Origin of the sequence: Holdemanella sp. DFI.5.55 (assembly GCF_020593575.1) — a bacterium.
Lineage (GTDB): Bacteria > Bacillota_I > Bacilli_A > Erysipelotrichales > Erysipelotrichaceae > Holdemanella > Holdemanella hominis.
Window position 1 is genome coordinate 1 of record NZ_JAJDMK010000008.1, and the last position, 19,239, is coordinate 19,239.

At 33.7% G+C, this 19,239-nt stretch carries 24 protein-coding genes and 3 tRNA genes; 6 read left to right on the plus strand and 21 right to left on the minus strand.

Translation table 11 applies throughout. The annotated features are described in order from the left end of the window. The 9 genes from LJE08_RS03200 to LJE08_RS03240 form a co-directional block, all read right to left on the minus strand. Positions 1 to 136 (minus strand): ATP-binding protein (locus LJE08_RS03200; RefSeq protein WP_227402423.1); only part of this gene is annotated, 136 nt, incomplete at its 3' end. A 57-nt stretch (positions 137 to 193) separates the two neighbouring features. Next, positions 194 to 547, minus strand: a complete 354-nt coding sequence (locus LJE08_RS03205) for an integrase core domain-containing protein (protein ID WP_255650297.1) — start codon at positions 545 to 547, stop codon at positions 194 to 196. A 20-nt stretch (positions 548 to 567) separates the two neighbouring features. After that, positions 568 to 777, minus strand: coding sequence for a hypothetical protein (locus LJE08_RS03210; protein WP_227402389.1), 210 nt, complete (start codon positions 775 to 777; stop codon positions 568 to 570). After that, on the minus strand, positions 749 to 1,096 hold the full coding sequence (locus tag LJE08_RS03215) for a transposase (protein WP_227402390.1): 348 nt from the start codon (positions 1,094 to 1,096) through the stop codon (positions 749 to 751). Before LJE08_RS03215 ends, LJE08_RS03210 begins: the two co-directional genes overlap by 29 nt. Before the next feature lie 235 nt (positions 1,097 to 1,331). Further along, positions 1,332 to 1,571, minus strand: a complete 240-nt coding sequence (locus LJE08_RS03220; protein ID WP_227402391.1) for a hypothetical protein — start codon at positions 1,569 to 1,571, stop codon at positions 1,332 to 1,334. Continuing rightward, positions 1,519 to 2,280 (minus strand): ATP-binding protein, encoded by a 762-nt coding sequence (locus LJE08_RS03225; protein ID WP_227402392.1) that lies wholly within the window; start codon positions 2,278 to 2,280, stop codon positions 1,519 to 1,521. The genes LJE08_RS03220 and LJE08_RS03225 overlap by 53 nt, the downstream gene beginning before the upstream one ends. A gap of 453 nt (positions 2,281 to 2,733) precedes the next feature. Next, positions 2,734 to 3,090 carry a hypothetical protein gene (locus tag LJE08_RS03230; protein ID WP_227402393.1) on the minus strand — a complete coding sequence of 119 codons (357 nt, stop codon included), beginning with the start codon at positions 3,088 to 3,090 and terminating at the stop codon, positions 2,734 to 2,736. Between the two features lie 106 nt (positions 3,091 to 3,196). Next, complete coding sequence (locus LJE08_RS03235; protein ID WP_217255959.1) at positions 3,197 to 3,811, minus strand: class I SAM-dependent methyltransferase; 615 nt, start codon at positions 3,809 to 3,811, stop codon at positions 3,197 to 3,199. Between the two features lie 429 nt (positions 3,812 to 4,240). Continuing rightward, positions 4,241 to 4,311: transfer RNA gene (locus tag LJE08_RS03240), tRNA-Arg, on the minus strand. Positions 4,312 to 4,534: 223 nt separating this feature from the next. On the opposite strand from LJE08_RS03240, the gene LJE08_RS03245 reads away from it, so the two are divergent. Next, positions 4,535 to 5,962, plus strand: coding sequence for an ATP-binding protein (locus LJE08_RS03245; RefSeq protein ID WP_227402394.1), 1,428 nt, complete (start codon positions 4,535 to 4,537; stop codon positions 5,960 to 5,962). Between the two features lie 58 nt (positions 5,963 to 6,020). Here the strand turns inward: LJE08_RS03245 and LJE08_RS03250 are convergent. The 3 genes from LJE08_RS03250 to LJE08_RS03260 all read right to left on the minus strand — a co-directional run bounded on the left by LJE08_RS03250 (position 6,021) and on the right by LJE08_RS03260 (position 6,824). Next, positions 6,021 to 6,097: transfer RNA gene (locus LJE08_RS03250), tRNA-Arg, on the minus strand. A gap of 11 nt (positions 6,098 to 6,108) precedes the next feature. Next, positions 6,109 to 6,735 (minus strand): HAD family phosphatase, encoded by a 627-nt coding sequence (locus LJE08_RS03255; protein WP_217255963.1) that lies wholly within the window; start codon positions 6,733 to 6,735, stop codon positions 6,109 to 6,111. Positions 6,736 to 6,747: 12 nt separating this feature from the next. Next, positions 6,748 to 6,824, minus strand: a tRNA-Arg gene (locus LJE08_RS03260). Positions 6,825 to 6,915: 91 nt separating this feature from the next. On the opposite strand from LJE08_RS03260, the gene uraA reads away from it, so the two are divergent. Continuing rightward, positions 6,916 to 8,169 (plus strand): uracil permease, encoded by a 1,254-nt coding sequence (gene uraA, locus LJE08_RS03265; protein WP_227402395.1) that lies wholly within the window; start codon positions 6,916 to 6,918, stop codon positions 8,167 to 8,169. Positions 8,170 to 8,205: 36 nt separating this feature from the next. Here the strand turns inward: uraA and LJE08_RS03270 are convergent, their stop codons facing one another. Next, positions 8,206 to 8,751 carry a DJ-1/PfpI family protein gene (locus LJE08_RS03270; RefSeq protein ID WP_117925442.1) on the minus strand — a complete coding sequence of 182 codons (546 nt, stop codon included), beginning with the start codon at positions 8,749 to 8,751 and terminating at the stop codon, positions 8,206 to 8,208. A 62-nt stretch (positions 8,752 to 8,813) separates the two neighbouring features. Here LJE08_RS03270 and LJE08_RS03275 point away from each other — a divergent pair, with 62 nt between their 5' ends. Beyond that, positions 8,814 to 9,335 carry a DUF308 domain-containing protein gene (locus LJE08_RS03275; RefSeq protein WP_227402396.1) on the plus strand — a complete coding sequence of 174 codons (522 nt, stop codon included), beginning with the start codon at positions 8,814 to 8,816 and terminating at the stop codon, positions 9,333 to 9,335. Here the strand turns inward: LJE08_RS03275 and LJE08_RS03280 are convergent. Further along, positions 9,313 to 10,137, minus strand: coding sequence for an HAD-IIB family hydrolase (locus LJE08_RS03280; protein ID WP_227402397.1), 825 nt, complete (start codon positions 10,135 to 10,137; stop codon positions 9,313 to 9,315). The genes LJE08_RS03275 and LJE08_RS03280 overlap by 23 nt on opposite strands. A gap of 68 nt (positions 10,138 to 10,205) precedes the next feature. Here LJE08_RS03280 and LJE08_RS03285 point away from each other — a divergent pair, with 68 nt between their 5' ends. The 3 genes from LJE08_RS03285 to metA all read left to right on the plus strand — a co-directional run bounded on the left by LJE08_RS03285 (position 10,206) and on the right by metA (position 13,040). Next, positions 10,206 to 10,634, plus strand: a complete 429-nt coding sequence (locus tag LJE08_RS03285) for an Rrf2 family transcriptional regulator (RefSeq protein WP_186999567.1) — start codon at positions 10,206 to 10,208, stop codon at positions 10,632 to 10,634. Between the two features lie 67 nt (positions 10,635 to 10,701). Further along, positions 10,702 to 11,979, plus strand: a complete 1,278-nt coding sequence (locus LJE08_RS03290; protein WP_117925450.1) for an O-acetylhomoserine aminocarboxypropyltransferase/cysteine synthase family protein — start codon at positions 10,702 to 10,704, stop codon at positions 11,977 to 11,979. An 80-nt stretch (positions 11,980 to 12,059) separates the two neighbouring features. Beyond that, positions 12,060 to 13,040 carry a homoserine O-succinyltransferase gene (gene metA / locus LJE08_RS03295; protein ID WP_227402398.1) on the plus strand — a complete coding sequence of 327 codons (981 nt, stop codon included), beginning with the start codon at positions 12,060 to 12,062 and terminating at the stop codon, positions 13,038 to 13,040. 22 nt (positions 13,041 to 13,062) lie between these two features. Here the strand turns inward: metA and cysK are convergent, their stop codons facing one another. The 7 genes from cysK to LJE08_RS03330 all read right to left on the minus strand — a co-directional run bounded on the left by cysK (position 13,063) and on the right by LJE08_RS03330 (position 19,238). Next, the gene (gene cysK / locus LJE08_RS03300; RefSeq protein WP_186999569.1) at positions 13,063 to 13,992 is read right to left on the minus strand and encodes a cysteine synthase A; all 930 of its coding nucleotides are present in this window, start codon (positions 13,990 to 13,992) and stop codon (positions 13,063 to 13,065) included. A 159-nt stretch (positions 13,993 to 14,151) separates the two neighbouring features. Then, a complete protein-coding gene (locus LJE08_RS03305; protein WP_227402399.1) occupies positions 14,152 to 14,931 on the minus strand; it encodes an HAD family hydrolase in 780 nt (259 codons plus the stop codon). Then, positions 14,922 to 15,848, minus strand: a complete 927-nt coding sequence (locus tag LJE08_RS03310; RefSeq protein WP_227402400.1) for a transketolase family protein — start codon at positions 15,846 to 15,848, stop codon at positions 14,922 to 14,924. Before LJE08_RS03310 ends, LJE08_RS03305 begins: the two co-directional genes overlap by 10 nt. Beyond that, on the minus strand, positions 15,848 to 16,666 hold the full coding sequence (locus LJE08_RS03315) for a transketolase (protein WP_217255966.1): 819 nt from the start codon (positions 16,664 to 16,666) through the stop codon (positions 15,848 to 15,850). The genes LJE08_RS03310 and LJE08_RS03315 overlap by 1 nt, the downstream gene beginning before the upstream one ends. Continuing rightward, positions 16,667 to 17,515, minus strand: a complete 849-nt coding sequence (locus tag LJE08_RS03320; RefSeq protein ID WP_227402401.1) for an L-ribulose-5-phosphate 3-epimerase — start codon at positions 17,513 to 17,515, stop codon at positions 16,667 to 16,669. It abuts the gene before it with no gap. Further along, entirely contained in the window at positions 17,499 to 18,200 is a 702-nt protein-coding gene (locus tag LJE08_RS03325) for an L-ribulose-5-phosphate 4-epimerase (RefSeq protein WP_117925464.1), read from the minus strand. The genes LJE08_RS03320 and LJE08_RS03325 overlap by 17 nt, the downstream gene beginning before the upstream one ends. A 3-nt stretch (positions 18,201 to 18,203) precedes the next feature. Continuing rightward, complete coding sequence (locus LJE08_RS03330) at positions 18,204 to 19,238, minus strand: hypothetical protein (protein ID WP_117925465.1); 1,035 nt, start codon at positions 19,236 to 19,238, stop codon at positions 18,204 to 18,206. Position 19,239: the final 1 nt, after the last annotated feature.

Genomic DNA, 19,239 nt, shown 5'->3' on the forward strand with positions numbered 1-19,239 from the left:
ATAAATCGTACAATTCTTTTACTGGGATTTGAGAAACTATCACTGTCGATTTTCTACTTTCTCTTGAATCAAGAATTTCAAATAGATGTCTACATTTCTCGACATCAAGATTCATAAGTCCGAAATCATCTATAATTTGATACTACGCCAGATTTAAGACAACTTAAATATCTTGTTTTTTAATGTTTATGTTTCAAATATTGTTTTCAAAATCTTGTGGAGATTCATATTCACAATGTGAATGAATTCGTGTTGTATTATAAAATCCTTCTATATATTCAAATACGATTTTATATGCTCCATAATAATTATCAATTTTATAAAATTGTAGCCATTCTCTTTTTATCAAGGAATGAAAAGATTCAATGCACACATTGCCCCATGGAGTTCCTTTCCATGAATAGCTAATAACCATACCTTTAGTTAATCGCTGGTATAATTCTGATGTATACTGTACTCCGCGGTCACTTTGGATCACAATCGGATGATCAGTTTCACGTCTTTCTTTAGCTTTTATTAAGCATTCTAACACCTTGTCCGCATCCATTGTTCGCGTTAATACCCATGCTATAATTTTTCTTGATTTCTTTTTTGAAGATGCTCATTTCTTATTTGTGTCTGAGTAGGTAGATTTTCATTCTTTTTATAGCTATAGAAACCTGAACGACTAACCCCAATTGTTTTTAGCACACTGGCTACGGAAATGGTTTGATCTTTTTTCTTTTGTTGATCATCCGCTTCGTAGATTTCACGCTGCTTTACTTGGACGTATGCCAATAGCTTTTTTTAATACTTCTAACGCGTCCTTTGTGTCTTTTAGTTCCTTTTTCAATTTGGCGATTTCTTTAGCTTCATCACTTGCATAATTACCACTGCCTCTAACGATGACTTGATTATCATTGCTGCGATATTGTTTCATCCAACCACCAATTGTTGTAGGATGAACACCGAATTTATTTCCAAGCGCAGTGTATTTTTCTTCTGGATGTTCTAAAACATAATTAATAACATTTTCTTTAAATTCTTGGTCATAGGCTTTACTGTTTCTTGACATTGTAACATATGCACAAGAATCTACAATATCTAGGACAGTCATGTTCAATATCTCATTCTATTTTTAATGTGATTGGTTCCTTATCAAATCAAATTCGAGATGTTTTACCTGTCCTATAAATATACTAGCATCAAGCACTACCAAAGTGGTAATGCTCTGTACTGATTTTTAGGCACCTAATTATTTTCAGTTAAGTAACACTGTAGATTTAACTCATACAATAAAGTCATCCAGACATTGTCTGGACAGAACCCATGATGCTTTTGAAAACGAATCGTTATTCTTCTCTAAGCCATCTGCAAAGATCAATAACTTGAATACCTTGATAATCATATGTTTCATGACATGTTCTTGTAATAATCAACTTAGGGTATGCATCTTTTATCGCAAGTAATGGTGTGTATTCTTTTTCAAATGTTTTTTCATTCGAAATATTATCACTTACTTGAATATATATTTGTGTATCACGTTTCTTGGCAACAAAGTCGATTTCTTTTTTTATACAGTTTGCCAACATATACTTCATAACCTCTTCTACGTAGCTCTAAATAAACAATATTTTCGTATACTCTTCCATAGTCCATATTTCGTGTACCATTTACTGCATAACGAAAAGAAGAGTCACAAAGATAATACTTACTATTGTTGGTTAGGTATTTTTTTCCTTTCAAATCATATCGTTTTGCTTCATAAAATAGAAAAGCATTTTCTAAATAACCAATGTATTTTGAAACAGTCTTTCTTGTTATTTCACTTTGATTATTCTTTAAAGTCTCACAGATATTATTTGGAGAAAGAAAGTTTCCAATGTTATCCATCATAAATTCGGATATATTCGTAAATTCTAGTTTATTTCTTATCTTATACTTTTCAACTAAATCTCGAATGATAATAGTTGAATAAACATCTCGTACATAGTCATATTGTCGATTTTCCGTTTTATAGACATAAGCACCTAGCATTCCTCCAGTTTTGACGTATTGATCAAAAGCATCATCATATCCATCTGTGATTTTATAATAAGTTAGATATTCCTTAAATGAAAATGGGTATACTTTTATTTCCATTGTTCTTCCAGTAAACAGTGTTGCCAAATCTGAGCTGAGTAAAAACGCATTAGAACCTGTAATATAAATATCATAGATTCCTTTTGCATAAATGCTATTAATTGCAAGTTCAAATTGAGGACACATCTGTACCTCATCAATTAACAGTACATTTGTCATTTTTCTTTGTATTGATTCATAATATATTTATGCAAGGCATGATATTCTAACAAATGATCAATTCCAACTCTTGAAGATTAATCATCACAATATTGATTTGTTCATTTAATGATTTTAAATATGTGATAAATTCCTGAAGTAATACTGATTCCCACTACAACGAATTCCAGTAATAACCTTTATATCGGGTGTACCATATAATTCAATCAACTCATCTAAATATTTTTTCTAACAATAAGTTGCATAACGTTCTCTCCTATTCCCACTTTTTTAAAAATTATTAAATTTTCGGTAATAGAATGATTCTTTTAATTTCTAATAGTGTGAACATTATGTTGCTCACTTGATTAAAGAAAAGCACTAGCTGAAGTGCTAATGCCTATTGAAATTCAGGTAAACCTAAACTGTTAATTGCTTTTATAATAATAGACCAGGTTGTTTTATCACAAATATCTAAATCATCATAGTTTTCATTCCATTCTTTAATGTAGGATATATATTATGGATAAACTTCTTATATTCCTTTTCAGTTAAATCAATACTTGTTTTGCATTCTAAAGTACCAATAGAATCTGAATAAGAATCAACAAACCAATCTTTAATCTTTTTTACAACAATATTTTGATATCCTTCATAAAAACCACCCATTTCAGATTCAACTGAAGTAGTAGAAGTTTCATCAATAGGTAAAAATGAATAACAAACATCTTTATGACAATGAAAACAATATCGACTTGAAGGTGGCATCGTTTTACCACGTACCAAATAAATTTTATGATCATCTATATCTTTTTGAAGTTGAGTAGTCATTATTGGAATTCTATAAACAATTTTTTGCCGTTTCATGACCACAATGAGAACAGCAAATTCTTGTCAATGCTATCACTTCTTTCTTTTTTCAATAAACTTGAATTTGTCAGTCCAAAATCAGGACACCAGCGCAACTGGACATTTTCGTAAATAAAAGACCTGGAAAATCTTTTCTCAGTTCTTCAACGACAAAGTAGATTTCATCATTATCCCATGTGTCTCCTGCCTTCAATTTACACTGTTCTAAATCCTTTCGTGTTTCAAAGGCAACATCGCCGATTATAATTTTGCCGTTTTTCTTTAAGTGATTACGCAATTCTAGAAAGAAATCTTTCTTCTGATCATCCGTCAAATGATGCAAAGAGTATGTCGCAACAATATAATCATAACGAAAATTTTGCAATGGTTCGACAAGCTCTTTTGAAAAGTCCCCCTGATATAAATGTGCATTGGGCATTTTCTCAGATGCCAACTCAATCATCCTAGATGAAAAGTCCTGTCCATATATGGAGCACCCTTGCTCATATAGCTTTGTTGTTAATGTACCTGTCCCGAACCCAATATCCAAAACAATGGCATTTTCAGTTTTCATTATAGTCTGAAAAATGAATCCAAGTACCTTTTTGTAACCAGCAAAAGGATATGTGTTTTTCTCATCAGAAATGCCGACAGTTTTGTCGTAACCATCTGCCCAAAGGTCGAATGCTTTATTGTTTAACATACTTATTTCCTCCACAAAATTAAAAGGCGATTGCTCGCCTTTTAAGATGTTTAGCAGTTTTCTCTGCACTAGAACAAGTTTTAGGTCTTTGTTCCGATCAATGGCATGGGTTTATAGTCTCCATACCGACTCTTCCTTCATAATATATCATTTTAACTAACAATCTACAAATTAAATGATTTTTTCTTATTTGATTTGTGACTGCGATTACTTTACAATTTCGCATAATAAAAACTCCTTTCTCATATATCAGGATTTTCTGGCTATGTAAAAGGAGTTTGTTCATATTGTCTTGTTTTATATTTCTAATACTCTTATGTTTGACCACTCATCAAATGTTCTTAAAAGATGCATATTAGCTGGAAAAGCAGATAAATTCATCTAATTTCTGATAAGAAGATGCTAAAAAACATTTATTTATGAGCTATATGGTGTCCCCGATAAGATTTGAACTTACGACCTTTCGCTTAGGAGGAAAACTCTCTATCTAAATGAGATACAGGTATAATATTTTTATAGTTTTGTCATTTTTATTAACTCCTTCACAATAATAAGTTAACTTAAAGTCCTTTTTTGTTAAGTTAAATGCATTTTAATTAACTAAAATTATAATTTAAATCAATTTTCATTCATTTTAAGTGAATTACTTAACTAATTTTATTGAATTAGCTTATTTTATTTACTATAATTTATTTGCATAAATAAATTTAAAGGAGGAAAATAATGCTGAATATCGAATTAAATGATTTAATTAAACAAATAATTACCACACAAGCAGAATCACAAACTATCGAAGTAAAAGCAGCTCATGGAGGAACACCAAAACGTTTATATGACACTCTTTCTAGTTTTTCAAATCAGGATGGTGGTGGAATTATTGTATTTGGATTAGATGAAACACAAAACTTTAAACCAGTAGGTGTCTATGATTTACAAGACCTACAGAAAAAAGTAACCGAACAATGCAATCAGATGATTCCTCAAATCCGCGCTATTTTTACAATTACTGAATACGAAGGCGTCAATATTTGTAGTGCAGAAATTCCCTCTATCGATATCACAAATCGCCCGTGTTACTATGCTGGTGCAGGTAAAGTCAAAGGTTCTTATGTGCGAGTTGGAGATGCTGATTTACCAATGACAGATTATGAAATCTATAACTTCGAATCCTTTAAATCACATGTACACGATGATGAAAGGCCCATTGATCGAGCTACTCTTTCTTTATTAAGGGAAAATGACATCAATAATTTTATTCTACAAATGAAATTAAATCGGCCAGGATTTTCAAAATTATCCGAAAATCAAATTTATGAATTACTATCAATCACACGTAATAATATTCCCACACTAGCATCCGTTTTAAATTTTGGAATCTATCCACAAGGACTATTACCGCAATTAGCTATTACCGCAATCGTTGTTCCAGGAGAAACGATTGGCGACATCACTAGCGATGGAATACGTTTTCTAGACAACAAAAGAATTGAAGGCACTTTATCAGAAATGTTGGATGAAGCCATAGCTTTTTGTAAAAGAAATATAAAAGTTCAAACAATCATCAATCCAAACAATGGTAAAAGAGAAGATAAAACAGAATATCCTATCAACGCTATAAGAGAAGCCATTTTAAATGCGTTAATTCATCGTGATTACAGCATTTATACGGAAGGTACCCCTATCCAAATTTGCTTCTTCACAAACCGCTTAGAAATACATAGTCCTGGAAGCCTATACGGAAGAATGACAATTTTTGATTTAGGCAAAGCCAGACCCGATTTAAGAAATCCTGCACTTGCTACAATGTCTGAATTTTTATTAAAGACTGAAAACAGATATTCTGGTATCCCAACAATACGTAGAGAAATGAAGGAATATAATTTACCTGAACCTGTATTTGAAAACAAAAGAAATGAATTTGTTGTTACTTTATATAATAATCAACATACCTCAAACGACAATGAAGATATTGACTTAATACGTTTTTGTAAGTCACCAAAATCAAGAAAAGAAATTGCTGAATATTTAGATATTAAAACAACATCTTTTGTGACAAAAGAATATATTCAACCACTAGTTGATGCAGGTAAACTAAAATTGACAATTCCTGACAAGCCAAAAAGTAAAAATCAAAAGTATTATTCTGATTAAAAGAGAATACAAAAAAGCGTTGAAGTCAAACGATTTCAGCGCTATTTTTAACTCAATATGGCGTCCCAGATAGGAGTCGAACCTACGACCTTTCGCTTAGGAGGCGAATGCTCTATCCAACTGAGCTACTGGGACATATCATGATTTTAACACAATTCTGTAAAATCAACGATTGTTTTTACATGGTTTTTTTCAAACACCTTTTGATTGTTTGGATTTACTAAACCAATACACTCAATATTTAATGATCGAGCTGTATTGATCGCATACATCGAATCCTCAAATACAATCGCACTTTCTGCAGTTGTATTTAAATCTTTCAATACATACTCATAGATATCCACTTCTCTTTTTGACATCTTCAATTCATCTGCTGAATATACATTCTCCATATATTCCAACATACCAAGTCGATCTAATACTTTTTCAGATAATGCCCTTGTGTTTGATGTTAATACAGCCATCTTTTTATTTTCTGAAGCACACTTCTTTATATAATCCAAAGCACCCTTCTTTGCCTCAATATGATACGCATATTGATTCAAGATATCTTCATTTACTTCATTGAACATCCAAGCCTCATCTTGTTTAGTATGAAATCTTTCTTTAATGTATGTTAAAACTTCCGAAAATTTCATCGTAAAAAAGATTTGACGAGCCTCTTCCATACTCATATACAAATCCATCTTTTTAAATAAACGAATGATGGCGTCTTCCCATACGTGCATCGATTCAATTAATGTATCATCTAAATCAAAAAGTATTGTTTCCATATTTCACCTAAATGGTGCGCCTGACAGGTCTCGAACCTGCAACCGCCAGAATCGGAATCTGATACTCTATCCAGTTGAGCTACAGGCGCACTACTTGATAATTATAGCCTAAATTAGTTTCATAATCCATTAAAATGTGGTATAAAAGTTAAGGTATATTTTAGGAGGAGAATATTTTTCATGGCAAAACGAATTATTCAAGTTGAAGAAAAAGTACCCGCAAATCTGCTGATACCATTAAGTATTCAACACATGTTCGCAATGTTTGGAGCCAGTGTATTAGTACCATTCTTATTCGGTATTAACCCAGCTATCGTACTATTCATGAATGGTATCGGAACATTGTTGTTTATTTTTATCACAAAAGGAAAAGCACCAGCCTATTTAGGAAGTAGCTTTGCCTTCATTGCTCCCGCAAATATCATTATCGCAAAATTTGGATATCCATACGCATGTGGTGGATTTGTTGTGGTTGGTTTTTGCGGATGTTTATTGGCAATGATCATCAAGAAATTTGGAACTAAATGGATTGATATCGTACTACCATCTGCCGCGATGGGACCCGTTGTTGCATTAATTGGTCTAGAATTATCTTCATCTGCTGCAAATACAGCTGGAATTCTAGGAGATAACATTGACCCTAAAAACGTGATTGTTTTTGCGGTTACACTTGGTATGGCCGTAATTGGAAGTGTATGCTTCAAAAAATTCTTAAGCGTCATTCCAATCTTAATTGCCGTAGTTACAGGATATTTAACTGCTGTTGCCGTAGGCATTGTAGACTTTACTCCTGTATTAGAAGCAAGCTTTATTTCAATTCCAAACTTCCAAGCACCAAAATTCAGTATAGATGCCATTCTAATGATGCTTCCCGTATTATTAGTTATCGCATCGGAACACATTGGTCACCAAATCGTTACAGGTGAAGTTGTAGGAAGAAACTTAATCAAAGATCCAGGACTACATCGCTCTTTATTTGCAGATAACTTCTCAACAATGATTTCAGGTTTAATTGGATCTGTTCCAACTACAACTTACGGAGAAAACATTGGAGTTATGGCGATTACTGGCGTATACAGCGTACAAGTTATTGCTGGAGCTGCCATCCTATCCATCATCTGTTCATTCATTGGTCCATTATCTGCATTGATTCAAACAATTCCAAATCCAGTTATCGGTGGAATCAGTTTCTTACTATACGGTATGATTGGTACAAGTGGATTAAGAATTCTAGTCGATCAAAAAGTAGATTATGGAAAAAGTGTAAACATGATTTTAACATCCGTTGTATTCGTTGTTGGACTTAGCGGAGTAACAATTCACTTAGGAAATATTTCCTTATCAGGAATGGTACTTGCTTGTATCACAGGAATGATCATGTCTTTACTATTCTATATCTTTGAAAAATTCCATTTATTAAATGAAGAAGCATAAACTAAAAATTGTCATCATTCACGATGACAATTTTTTTTAGTGCTTTGCATCATAATAAATCGATGCTTTTACTTTTTCTGTGTGTTCTTTACCACAAAGCTTTTCTAGAATCGCAAACGCAAACTCAATACTTGCTGCTGCACTTACACCCGTAATGATGTTTCCGTCTGTAACGGCATATTCATATTGATATTCGCCACCAAAATCTTCATCCATATCTTTAAAACAAGTATATTTCTTACCTTTTAAGATACCCTCATGACCTAAGATTGTTGGAGAAGCACAAATAGCTGCCAATACTTTATTTTCGGCAAACTCATGAGCTAATTTTAATACTTCTTCATTCTTTTCTAGCTTTTGATAATGTGGACCACCAGGTAAAACTAAACAATCCACATCACTAAAGTCATATTTGTTCATTGGAAACACACTCGAATAGGTTACGCCAAAACGACCTGTAACCTGTTCCTCATTGTTGACACCAATCATATCCACATCAAGTCCACCACGTCTAAGTAAGGCAATTGGACCCATAGCTTCTAATTCTTCAAATCCATTTTCTAACAAAACTGCAACTTTCACGTTCATCACCTCTTAAAATAATTATACAACAGAGTATAATAATTGTGAAAGGTTGTGATTATATGAAAGAAACAAAAACAGAAGCTATCTCATCGGCAATTCTATGCATTTTATCTGGCTTAGTCTTATGCATATTTAACGTCTCCATATTAACAACAATTACGCGAGTTATTGGATGTATCTTTTTAGTCATTGCGATTCTATTTCTATATACATATTTCAAGAAAAGAAATAGTACAACACTAACAACTCTTGTATTAGGCATATTCTTATTGTCTGTAGGCCTATATATGAGTTTTGAATCAAAAAAATTCATTAGTATTTTACCTATGCTTGTAGGAATTCTATTGATTATTAATTCCCTATCTCATTTTCAAAAAGTATTACTCTTAAAAGATAATGGTTTTGAACAATGGAAAGTCAATCTTGCCGGAGCTATCTTTATCTTAGTTGTCGGAATTGTATTACTTATGAAACCCATTCAATCCTTAGACTTTATTTTCTCTTTAACTGGATTCTTCCTTGTACTAAATGGAATTCTTATCTTTTTAGATCAATATTTCATCCAAAAAACGAATTTATAAATCGAAGCACACCCTGCTCATTATTTGTATAGTCGCTAATATATTTAGCGGCTTTTTTTGCCCGTGCACTCCCATTTCTCATCGCAACTCCATATCCACAAGAGGCTAGTAAATTCACATCATTTCCGTTGTCTCCAAAAGCCATTACACAATCTATAGAGGTGTTTTTCTTCCTACAAATGAATTGAATAGCTTCAAGCTTCCCAACATCCTTCTTGCATAATTCAGTTCCGAGTCTTCCAACATCATAAAACCGATATTCTGGATGCTGTTTTAAGATTGATTTTTTTAATTTCAAGATTGGAAGTCCCGCAAAACACACCTTATCATATAAAGGTACCTCTAAAGATATACTCTTCTCAAATTCAGTCTCTCTTAATGCTTTTATATAATGCTCATCAAAGGGAATTGCTGAAGCAAGCTTTTTTAATCCATTCATAAATGATATATCAAACATCGAATAACGACCATTTTGCCAAACATAACTAATCATATGATGTTTCTTTGCTTCTTCTACCAATTCTTTTACTTCGTCTTTTGAGAGTCGCGTAAAACACTTTATTTTCCCATCTAAAAAATCATGTATTTCTAAACCGTTCGAACTTGCTACAAAACCATTGTATTCTCTTAGTTTTAGTTTTTCGATAACTTCATCCAACTCTTCATAAAACCTTCCAGTCACAATCCCAACTACAATACCTTTTTGTTCAAGTTCAATTATTTTATAAACTGTATCTTTATCAATATGTTTATGTGAATCATATAGTGTTCCGTCTAAATCAAAAACGACAATTTTAACCATTTTTTACCTCTTTGCTAGAAAACCTACTAAATATATATTATTATAATAAAAAGAAAAGGGGAATAAAAATGAAAATATCTACAAAAGGTCGCTATGCCCTTCGCCTACTTATAGATTTAGCTCAACATAATGATTCAGGCTTTATAACACTAAAGGATATTGCCGACAGACAAAACATCTCTAAAAAATATTTAGAACAAATCGTTCCAATTCTTACAAAAAGTGGAATAGTTCAATCCAACCGTGGTTTTCAAGGGGGATATAAGCTCGCAAAAAATCCAGACCAAATCCTTGTATATGACGTATTAGTCGCAACGGAAGGCAATTTGTCTTGTGTTGCCTGCTTAGACACTGAAGTAAATGTATGTCCAAGAAAAGAAGATTGTACTACACTTTATATTTATGAAGGATTAAATCAAGTGATTGAAACCTATTTAAAAGGAATATCACTACAAGACATTTTAAATCGTGAACAAAGCTTTGATTATGTAATCTAAGCTTTTCTTTTACTTTTTATAAAGAAAAGCTTAAAATAATGATTATAAAAGCGGAGGGTAAAAAATTATGAAAACAGAAACTAAATGTTTACATGCCGGTTATGAACCCAAAAACGGCGAGCCTAGAGAAGTACCAATTTATCAAAGTACTACTTTTAAATATGATTCAAGTCTTCAAATGGGAAGATTATTCGATTTAGAAGACAGTGGATATTTCTATTCACGCCTTCAAAACCCAACAAACGATATTGTCGCAAGTAAGATTGCTGCTTTAGAAGGTGGTATTGCTGCTATGCTAACATCAAGTGGACAAGCTGCCAACTTCTTTGCGGTATTCAACATTTGTGAAGCTGGAGATCATTTAATTGCTTCTAGTGCCATCTATGGTGGAACTTACAACCTATTTGGTGTAACAATGAAGAAAATGGGTATCGACTGTACATTTGTTGACCCAGAAATCAGTGAAGAAGATCTTCAAAAAGAATTCAAACCAAACACAAAATGTGTCTTTGGAGAAACCATTACAAATCCAACTGTACGTATTTTCGATATTGAAAAATTTGCGAAAGTTGCTCATGCGAATGGAGTTCCATTAATCATTGACAACACATTCGCTACACCAATTATGTGTCAACCAATCCAATGGGGAGCTGATATTGTTACTCACTCTACCACAAAATATATGGATGGACATGCATCTTGTGTAGGTGGAGCTATTGTAGATAGTGGTAACTTCAACTGGCTAGAACACGCCGATAAATATCCAGGACTAACTACACCCGATGAATCCTACCATGGTATTGTATATGCTGAAAAATTTGGTAAATTAGCTTATATCACAAAAGCTACAAGCCAATTGATGCGTGATTTAGGATCAATCCAAGCACCTCAAAACGCATATTACTTAAATCTAGGATTAGAATCATTAGCCGTTCGTATGAAGGCACATTGTGCAAATGCACTAGCTGTAGCTAAATACTTAGAAGCCAATGAAGATGTTGCATGGGTAAAATATGCAGATCTTGAAAGTGACCCTCATCATGAATTAGCTAAAAAATATTGTCCAAACGGAACTTGTGGTGTATTGTCATTTGGATTAAAAGCAGATCGTAATCAAACTGAAAAATTCATGGACAGCTTAAAACTTGCTTCTATTGTAACCCATGTTGCAGACGCCAAAACTTGTCTATTACACCCAGCAAGTCATACACACCGTCAAATGAGTGAAGAACAATTAAAAGAAGCCGGTGTTGCTCCAGATTTAATTCGTTTCTCTGTAGGTCTTGAAGCTGCACAAGATATTATCAACGATTTACAACAAGCACTAGACGCAATGAAAGCATAGTCTTTTACAGAATGGAAAATTTCCATTCTGTTTTTTTTCGCGTATAATAAAGTGTATACAAATAAAGGAGTTGTTCATATATGCCAATCAACATACCCGATGCATTGCCCGCAAAAGACATATTAGAAAGTGAAAAAATCTTTGCGATTGAAGATAAAAGTGCACATAAACAAAGAATTCGACCATTAAAGATCGTGATTTTAAATCTAATGCCCAAAAAAATAGAAACGGAAACACAAATCTTACGATTAATTTCAAAAAGTGCACTTCAAGTTGATATTGATTTTATGATGGTCAAAAACCATGTTTCTAAAAATACAAGCCAAGATCATTTAGTCAAATTCTACACATACTTTGACAAATTAAAAAATAATTATTACGATGGAATGATCATTACAGGAGCTCCAGTAGAACATCTTGAATACGAAGATGTTGATTACTGGAATGAACTTGAAGAAATCATGGAATGGTCTAAGACTCACGTCTATTCTACACTACATATTTGTTGGGGAGCCCAAGCCGGACTGTATTATCATTATGGAGTTCAAAAGCATATCTTGCCAGAAAAAGTATTCGGCATCTTCCCAGAACAATTAGTCGATGAATATGACTTTTTAACCAATGGCTTTGATGAAATCCACTATACGCCACATTCAAGACATACGGCTATTGATGAAGAAGCAGTTAAAAAAGTAAAATGCTTATCCATACTATCTAAAAATGATGAAATTGGTTCAAACATCATTGTCACAAAAGACTATCGTCAAATATTTATTTTAGGTCATTTAGAATATGGAAAAGAAACATTAAAAGATGAATATTTTAGAGATTTAAAAGCCAATAAACCCATCCATATTCCATTCAATTATTTTCCCGATGATGATCCAGAAAAAGAACCTATCTTAAAATGGAGAAGCCATGCCAATCTTCTATATCGAAACTGGCTAAACTATGTATATCAATTAACACCATTTGAAATTGAAGAAATTGGAAAAATAAAAGAACCCATTGGTACGGGTTCTAGAGAAGATCATGGCTATGCCAAGACATTTACGAAGTAATTTTTTACTTCGTATTTTTTTATTATTCCGCAAACATTGGAGTAGATAAATAACGCTCACCTGTATCTGGTAATAATACGACGATTGTTTTCCCTTTGTTTTCGGGGCGTTTTGCAATTTGAATAGCGGCATATGTAGCAGCACCACTTGAAATACCCACTAGCATACCTTCATTATGTGCAATTAAACGACCTGTTTCATAAGCCTGTTCGTTTGTGACTGTAAAGACTTCATCATATACACTTGTATCCAAAGTATTCGGAACAAAACCAGCACCAATACCTTGAATACCATGAGGACCTGCATGACCTTGGGATAATACTGGACTTGTTTTAGGTTCAACCGCAACCACTTTCACATTTGGATTTTGATTCTTCAAATATTTACCTGTACCACTTACAGTACCACCCGTTCCAACACCGGCAACAAAAATATCAACTTTCCCCTCTGTATCCTTCCAAATTTCTGGACCAGTCGATTCATAATGCGCCTGTGGGTTTGATGGATTCTCAAATTGACTTGGAATAAAACTGTTTGGTGTAGCAGCTGCCAATTCCTGTGCTTTTGCGATAGCCCCCTTCATACCTGCTTTGCCATCTGTTAAAACAACTTTTGCGCCATACGCCTTCAATAAATTACGACGCTCTACACTCATTGTTTCAGGCATTGTCATAATAGCCTTATATCCCTTAGCTGCTGCAACAGACGCAATACCAATACCAGTATTTCCACTTGTTGGCTCAATCAATGTAGCACCTGGCTTGATCAACCCTTTTTTCTCAGCATCCTCAATCATTTTCTTTGCGATACGATCCTTTACACTACCTGCTGGATTAAAGAATTCTACTTTCGCAACAACGCTAGCTTCTAAACCTTCTTTTTCTTCAATATGTGTTAATTCTACTAATGGTGTATTTCCAATTAAATCTGAAATTGCTTTATATACTGTCATTTTCTTTTCCTCCTATTAAATAAATTCAATATTATTCATTTAAAGAGCTACAACATCGTTTCATAATTAGTACCTCCGCTTACTATTCCTAGTAACTTTATAGGCATTATAGGAGTTTGCTTTTCCAAAGTCAATAAAAAAGTGATAGAAATTTATCTATCACAAATTCTTTTGAATGAAATAAGAAACTCCATCATCTTCATTTGATTTTGTTAAATACTTTGCGACTTCTTTTAAACTCTCCTGTGCATTTTCTACAGCAACACCATCTGCAACTTCAAACATAGAAATATCATTATAGTTATCACCAAAAGCCAGTACGCTGTTTGCGTCTATATCAAGGTATTCCAATAGCTTTTTTAAGGTTTTCCCTTTTGTAGTATCTGAATTTGTTAAAGTGTAAATAATGCCTTCCGATTGCATACATAATGTTTTATCGCAAACAGAATTCAATTGATCTTTTACCCTCTCCATATTTGGATGGATCATCACAACCTTAAATATTGATTCCCTAACAATATCTTCAATATTGGCATCTTCAACAATTTCGCATTTACCAATCAATCGTTTCTTAAATTCATCTAACCCATCTTGAGATCCAACTGAATAGATTGTCTGATTCGTATAAGCCAGGAACGCAACTTTGTTTGCGACTAATATATTTAAACAAGTCTTTAATTCACTAGAATCAATTGGACATTCATAAATACATGTATCACCCAAAAACATGTTTGCTCCATTATTCGTAATATAAGGTAAAGTAATATTTAATTCTTTTATATAATCCTGAATAATATGCACATTTCGACCCGATACAAAAGTAAGTGGAACATTTTTTTCAATCAGAACACTTTTAATATTTCGATCTAAACTTTTATCATCATGCAAAAGCGTACCATCTAAATCAGCAACAATCAATTTAATATTTTTTAAAGACATTCCTTTACCTTTTCAACAATATGATCTACATTCAAACCATATTTCGCTAATAATTCATTCGGTGTTCCACTCTCTCCAAAAGTATCCTGCATACCAATCATTTCCACACGCACTGGACTCTTCTTAGAAGTTACTTCACTAACAGCACTTCCAAGTCCTCCATACACATTGTGTTCTTCACAAGTGATGATGATTTCATGGGATTTTGCGATTTCTTCAATCAACTCTTCATCAATTGGTTTGATACAAGGCATATCTACAACTGTAACTGAGATATCTTCTTTAGCTAAAATTTTAGTGGCTTTCAATGCCTCTTGCACCATCATTCCTGTCGCAACCAATGCGATTTTATGACCTTCTCTTAAAACTTTTCCTTTACCCAATTCAAACTTATAATTTTCATCATATACATCTTCTACTGCACCACGCCCAAGTCTTACATAACAAGGTCCTGCAATATCAGCTACTGCCTTTACAATAGCCTTTGCCTGATATTGATCACATGGTACAAATACTTTCATATTTGGAATACTTCTCATAAGTGCAATATCTTCAATACATTGATGACTTGCACCATCTTCTCCAACTGTAATTCCAGCATGCGTTGCGCATACTTTTACATTCAAGTTTGGATAACAGATACTGTTACGAATCTGTTCAAAAGCTCTTCCTGCCGCAAACATCGCAAAACTAGATGCGTAAACCACTTTATTTGATGCAGCCATGCCTGCAGCGACTGCCATCATATTTCCTTCGGCAATTCCCATGTTGAAATGATGTTCCGGTCTTGCCTTTTTTGCATCGATTGTCTTTGTAGATTTTGTAAGATCCGCATCTAATACTAATACATCATCTCTTTCTACAACTAATTCTGCCAAAGCCTTCCCATAGGCATTACGTGTTGCTTCTTTTGCCATTATTCAAGACCTCCTAACTCTTTCATTGCCGTTTCATATTGTTCATCATTTGGTGCAGCTCCATGCCATGCATAGTTATTTTCCATATAAGAAACACCTTTACCCTTGATTGTATGGGCAATAATCATAGTTGGTTTATCCTTAACTTGTTTAGCTTGTTCAAACGCATTTCTTAATTCATAAAAATCATGTCCATTTACGTCCAATACGTTCCATCCAAAAGATTCAAATTTACTTGCGAATGGCTCTGGTGAAATCACATCATCAATATTTCCATCAATCTGTAAATGATTGTAGTCTAAAACGGCACATAAGTTATCCAATTTATAATGAGCTGCTGCCATGCAAGCTTCCCATACTTGTCCTTCTTCACATTCCCCATCACCTAATAAGCAATAAATTCGATGTGTATTCTTATCGACATGCTTATTGACAATAGCCATGCCCACAGCACAAGAAACACCTTGTCCTAAAGATCCTGTAGACATGTCTACACCTGTAACTTCATTCATGTTGGGATGTCCTTGTAAATTTGAATTGATCTTTCTAAATGTAGTTAAATCATCATCTAACAACCCCTTTTCTTTTAATGTTCCATACAATAATGGACTCGCATGCCCTTTACTTAACACAAAACGATCGCGATCAATTGAATCAACATTGTTTTTATTGATATCCATCTGTTCAAAATAGATTTCTGTTAAAATATCTGCACCACTCAAGGATCCTCCTGGATGTCCTGAGTTGGCACTATATACTTCGGTTAATATATTCTTACGAATATTGTTCGCATGAAGTTCTAATTCTTTTATATTCATTTACTCAAATCCCTTATCTAACTTATCTCTTAAAAATACCCCAGCATCTTTTACAACATCTTGCCAGTCTTCATTGTTCACATACCAAAATTCTCCAACAAACATACGCACTCCAAGTCGTTTCAATGTTTTGATATTTTTCACAAACTCTGTATGCCCTGTCCCAAATGGAATTTCACGATATTTACCTGGAACAGTTTCTTTTAAATGACTCGCAAAAATATGTCCTTTTCCACACATCAAATCTTCGTCTACATCTACACCATATAATAAAGATGCATTTTTTAAGTTTCCAATATCTGGATATACACCTAGATATGGACTGCTTACTAAATTTACATAGCGCATCGCTTTTTCTACTGTATCCATAAATGGTGTTTCCATTGTTTCAAAACCTAATACAATTCCTTTTTCAGCAGCCATTTCCACACATTTCTTTAGATTTGTTTCAAAATCATGATTTGTGTATAGATCCCCAGTTTCATAATAGACGTCATATCCAGCTAACTGAATAATACGAACACCTAAATCAGCCGCAAAATCTATGGCTTTCTTCATGATTTCCAATGATTTCTTTTGAATCTCTTTATCATGTGATCCAAGTGGATATTTACGATGTCCACTTAAACACATTGAAGAAATAGGAACACCCGTTTTTTGAATGGCTTCCTTGATTTCATTCGTTGGCTGATCCAATCTTGCAAGCTTTGCATCACTTTCATCAATACTGATTTCCAAATAATCAAATCCACTCTTCTTGGCAATTGTCAATTTCTCTACCCAAGTAAGCGTACTTGGCATACTCTTTTCATATAGACCGAGTCTATATTCTCTATTTAGCTTGTCCATAATAAGCTCCTGGTCCATGTTTACGATTAAAGTGTTTGTCTAATAGAACCTGCTGCATGGAATCAATTTCATTGTTACTTAATAAAGATGCGATTGCATTCATCTTTGCACATTCTTCTAAAACAACCGCATTATGAACTGCATTGAATCCATCCGTTCCCCAAGTGAAAGGTCCATGTGAATGTACCAATACACCAGGAACTCTATCTGGATCAATGTTGCGTGTTTTAAATTCCTCTACAATTACTTTTCCTGTTTCCAATTCATAATCACCATGAATTTCCTCTTCTGTCATAAAACGGGTACAAGGAACAGCTCCATGAAAGTAATCTGCCTGTGTAGTTCCTAATGGAATGATATCTTTTCCTGCCTGTGCAAAGCTCGTTGCCCAAGTGGAATGTGTATGAACAACACCTCCAATATTTGGAAAATTACGATAGAATTCCAAATGTGTATCTAAATCAGAGCTTGGACGTAGATTTCCTTCTACAATATTTCCATCTAAATCCACAAGCACAATATCATCACGCGTCATGACATCATATTCTACACCACTTGGTTTAATCGCTACGATTCCTTTTTCTCGATCGATTTCAGATACATTTCCCCATGTGAATGTGATCAACCCATATTTTGGTAATAATAAATTTGCATCTAATACACGTTGCTTCAATTCTTCTAACATATCTTAGTCCTCCGTAACAAAGTAGATTGCTGCTTGGGCTGCAGTATGGTTTGCACCAACAATGATGTCTCTATTATCTTCATGTACAACACATAGGTTGGCTGGTCCTACACCTTTATCGACCATTGTGACTTTGTATTCTCCATCTTCATATGTAACGACAAATAATTCGCAATCTTTTCTTCTGACACCACATACAAATGCATTTTGTCCTGCAAGTTTAGCGCCAACTAAGGCATGCGCAAAATCAATTTCATTATCGTATTGCCATACTTTCTTATATTCACTTCCATCTTTCTTATAAATTTGAATTGTATTTCCATGGAATTCTTCGATCGTCATGATTTCATCCTGGCCATCTCCATCGATATCGATTGTAGCAATCTCACCAATATGTCCAGATAAAATTGGTTCCACCTTCCATTGTCCACCACGTTTTTCTGGTGCACTTACACGTAAGATTCCTTGATCACTTCCAAAGTATCCAACATCTTTACCATCTTCTTTTGTTTGCCAGAAACCATGGTTACGATATAATCCATCACATAATACTTCTAATTCAACTCCTGTACTTGGATCTTCTGGTAATTCAGCTACATAAATTCTTCCTGGAACACTCCAGTCATTCTTTTCTTTTTTAGAAGTAGCTACTGTTGCTAGGATCAAATAGTTGATACCATTCTGGTTAAAAATTCCAAAACGATGTACATAAGGCACAGACACAACATCTTTGAATTGCCATGTTCCATTATCGTATTTTCCCCATACGATTTTTGCCAAAGATGGAGTAACCTTTAAATAGAATTCTTGAACGCAAAGGAACTCTTTTTCTTTTCCTGGAATTGGAACGATTGACATACATCCACCTGGATGTGTCCATACATTTTCTTTTGTTTCATAATCTTTTCCATAATACATATTACATGCGACATTTGGATCTTCACTTGCCAATAAAATATGGTTTTGACCATCAAAATAAATATTACTTGCGCAATAGCAACGGTACATATCATCTAGTTTTTTCTTAACAATTTTCATG

Bases quoted from the DNA above. Each gene is read 5' to 3' on its own strand.
- LJE08_RS03285 (WP_186999567.1), top strand. From the start codon at position 10,206: ATGAAAATATCTACAAAAGGTCGCTATGCCCTTCGCCTACTTATAGAT.
- LJE08_RS03220 (WP_227402391.1), bottom strand. From the start codon at position 1,571: ATGTTGGCAAACTGTATAAAAAAAGAAATCGACTTTGTTGCCAAGAAA.
- LJE08_RS03255 (WP_217255963.1), bottom strand. From the start codon at position 6,735: ATGGAAACAATACTTTTTGATTTAGATGATACATTAATTGAATCGATG.
- LJE08_RS03280 (WP_227402397.1), bottom strand. From the start codon at position 10,137: ATGGTTAAAATTGTCGTTTTTGATTTAGACGGAACACTATATGATTCA.
- LJE08_RS03305 (WP_227402399.1), bottom strand. From the start codon at position 14,931: ATGTCTTTAAAAAATATTAAATTGATTGTTGCTGATTTAGATGGTACG.
- LJE08_RS03310 (WP_227402400.1), bottom strand. From the start codon at position 15,848: ATGGCAAAAGAAGCAACACGTAATGCCTATGGGAAGGCTTTGGCAGAA.
- LJE08_RS03275 (WP_227402396.1), top strand. From the start codon at position 8,814: ATGAAAGAAACAAAAACAGAAGCTATCTCATCGGCAATTCTATGCATT.
- uraA (WP_227402395.1), top strand. From the start codon at position 6,916: ATGGCAAAACGAATTATTCAAGTTGAAGAAAAAGTACCCGCAAATCTG.
- LJE08_RS03215 (WP_227402390.1), bottom strand. From the start codon at position 1,096: ATGACTGTCCTAGATATTGTAGATTCTTGTGCATATGTTACAATGTCA.
- LJE08_RS03245 (WP_227402394.1), top strand. From the start codon at position 4,535: ATGCTGAATATCGAATTAAATGATTTAATTAAACAAATAATTACCACA.
- LJE08_RS03330 (WP_117925465.1), bottom strand. From the start codon at position 19,238: ATGAAAATTGTTAAGAAAAAACTAGATGATATGTACCGTTGCTATTGC.
- LJE08_RS03235 (WP_217255959.1), bottom strand. From the start codon at position 3,811: ATGTTAAACAATAAAGCATTCGACCTTTGGGCAGATGGTTACGACAAA.
- LJE08_RS03230 (WP_227402393.1), bottom strand. From the start codon at position 3,090: ATGACTACTCAACTTCAAAAAGATATAGATGATCATAAAATTTATTTG.
- LJE08_RS03290 (WP_117925450.1), top strand. From the start codon at position 10,702: ATGAAAACAGAAACTAAATGTTTACATGCCGGTTATGAACCCAAAAAC.
- LJE08_RS03225 (WP_227402392.1), bottom strand. From the start codon at position 2,280: ATGACAAATGTACTGTTAATTGATGAGGTACAGATGTGTCCTCAATTT.
- LJE08_RS03325 (WP_117925464.1), bottom strand. From the start codon at position 18,200: ATGTTAGAAGAATTGAAGCAACGTGTATTAGATGCAAATTTATTATTA.
- LJE08_RS03205 (WP_255650297.1), bottom strand. From the start codon at position 547: ATGGATGCGGACAAGGTGTTAGAATGCTTAATAAAAGCTAAAGAAAGA.
- LJE08_RS03315 (WP_217255966.1), bottom strand. From the start codon at position 16,666: ATGAATATAAAAGAATTAGAACTTCATGCGAACAATATTCGTAAGAAT.
- LJE08_RS03320 (WP_227402401.1), bottom strand. From the start codon at position 17,515: ATGGACAAGCTAAATAGAGAATATAGACTCGGTCTATATGAAAAGAGT.
- cysK (WP_186999569.1), bottom strand. From the start codon at position 13,992: ATGACAGTATATAAAGCAATTTCAGATTTAATTGGAAATACACCATTA.
- metA (WP_227402398.1), top strand. From the start codon at position 12,060: ATGCCAATCAACATACCCGATGCATTGCCCGCAAAAGACATATTAGAA.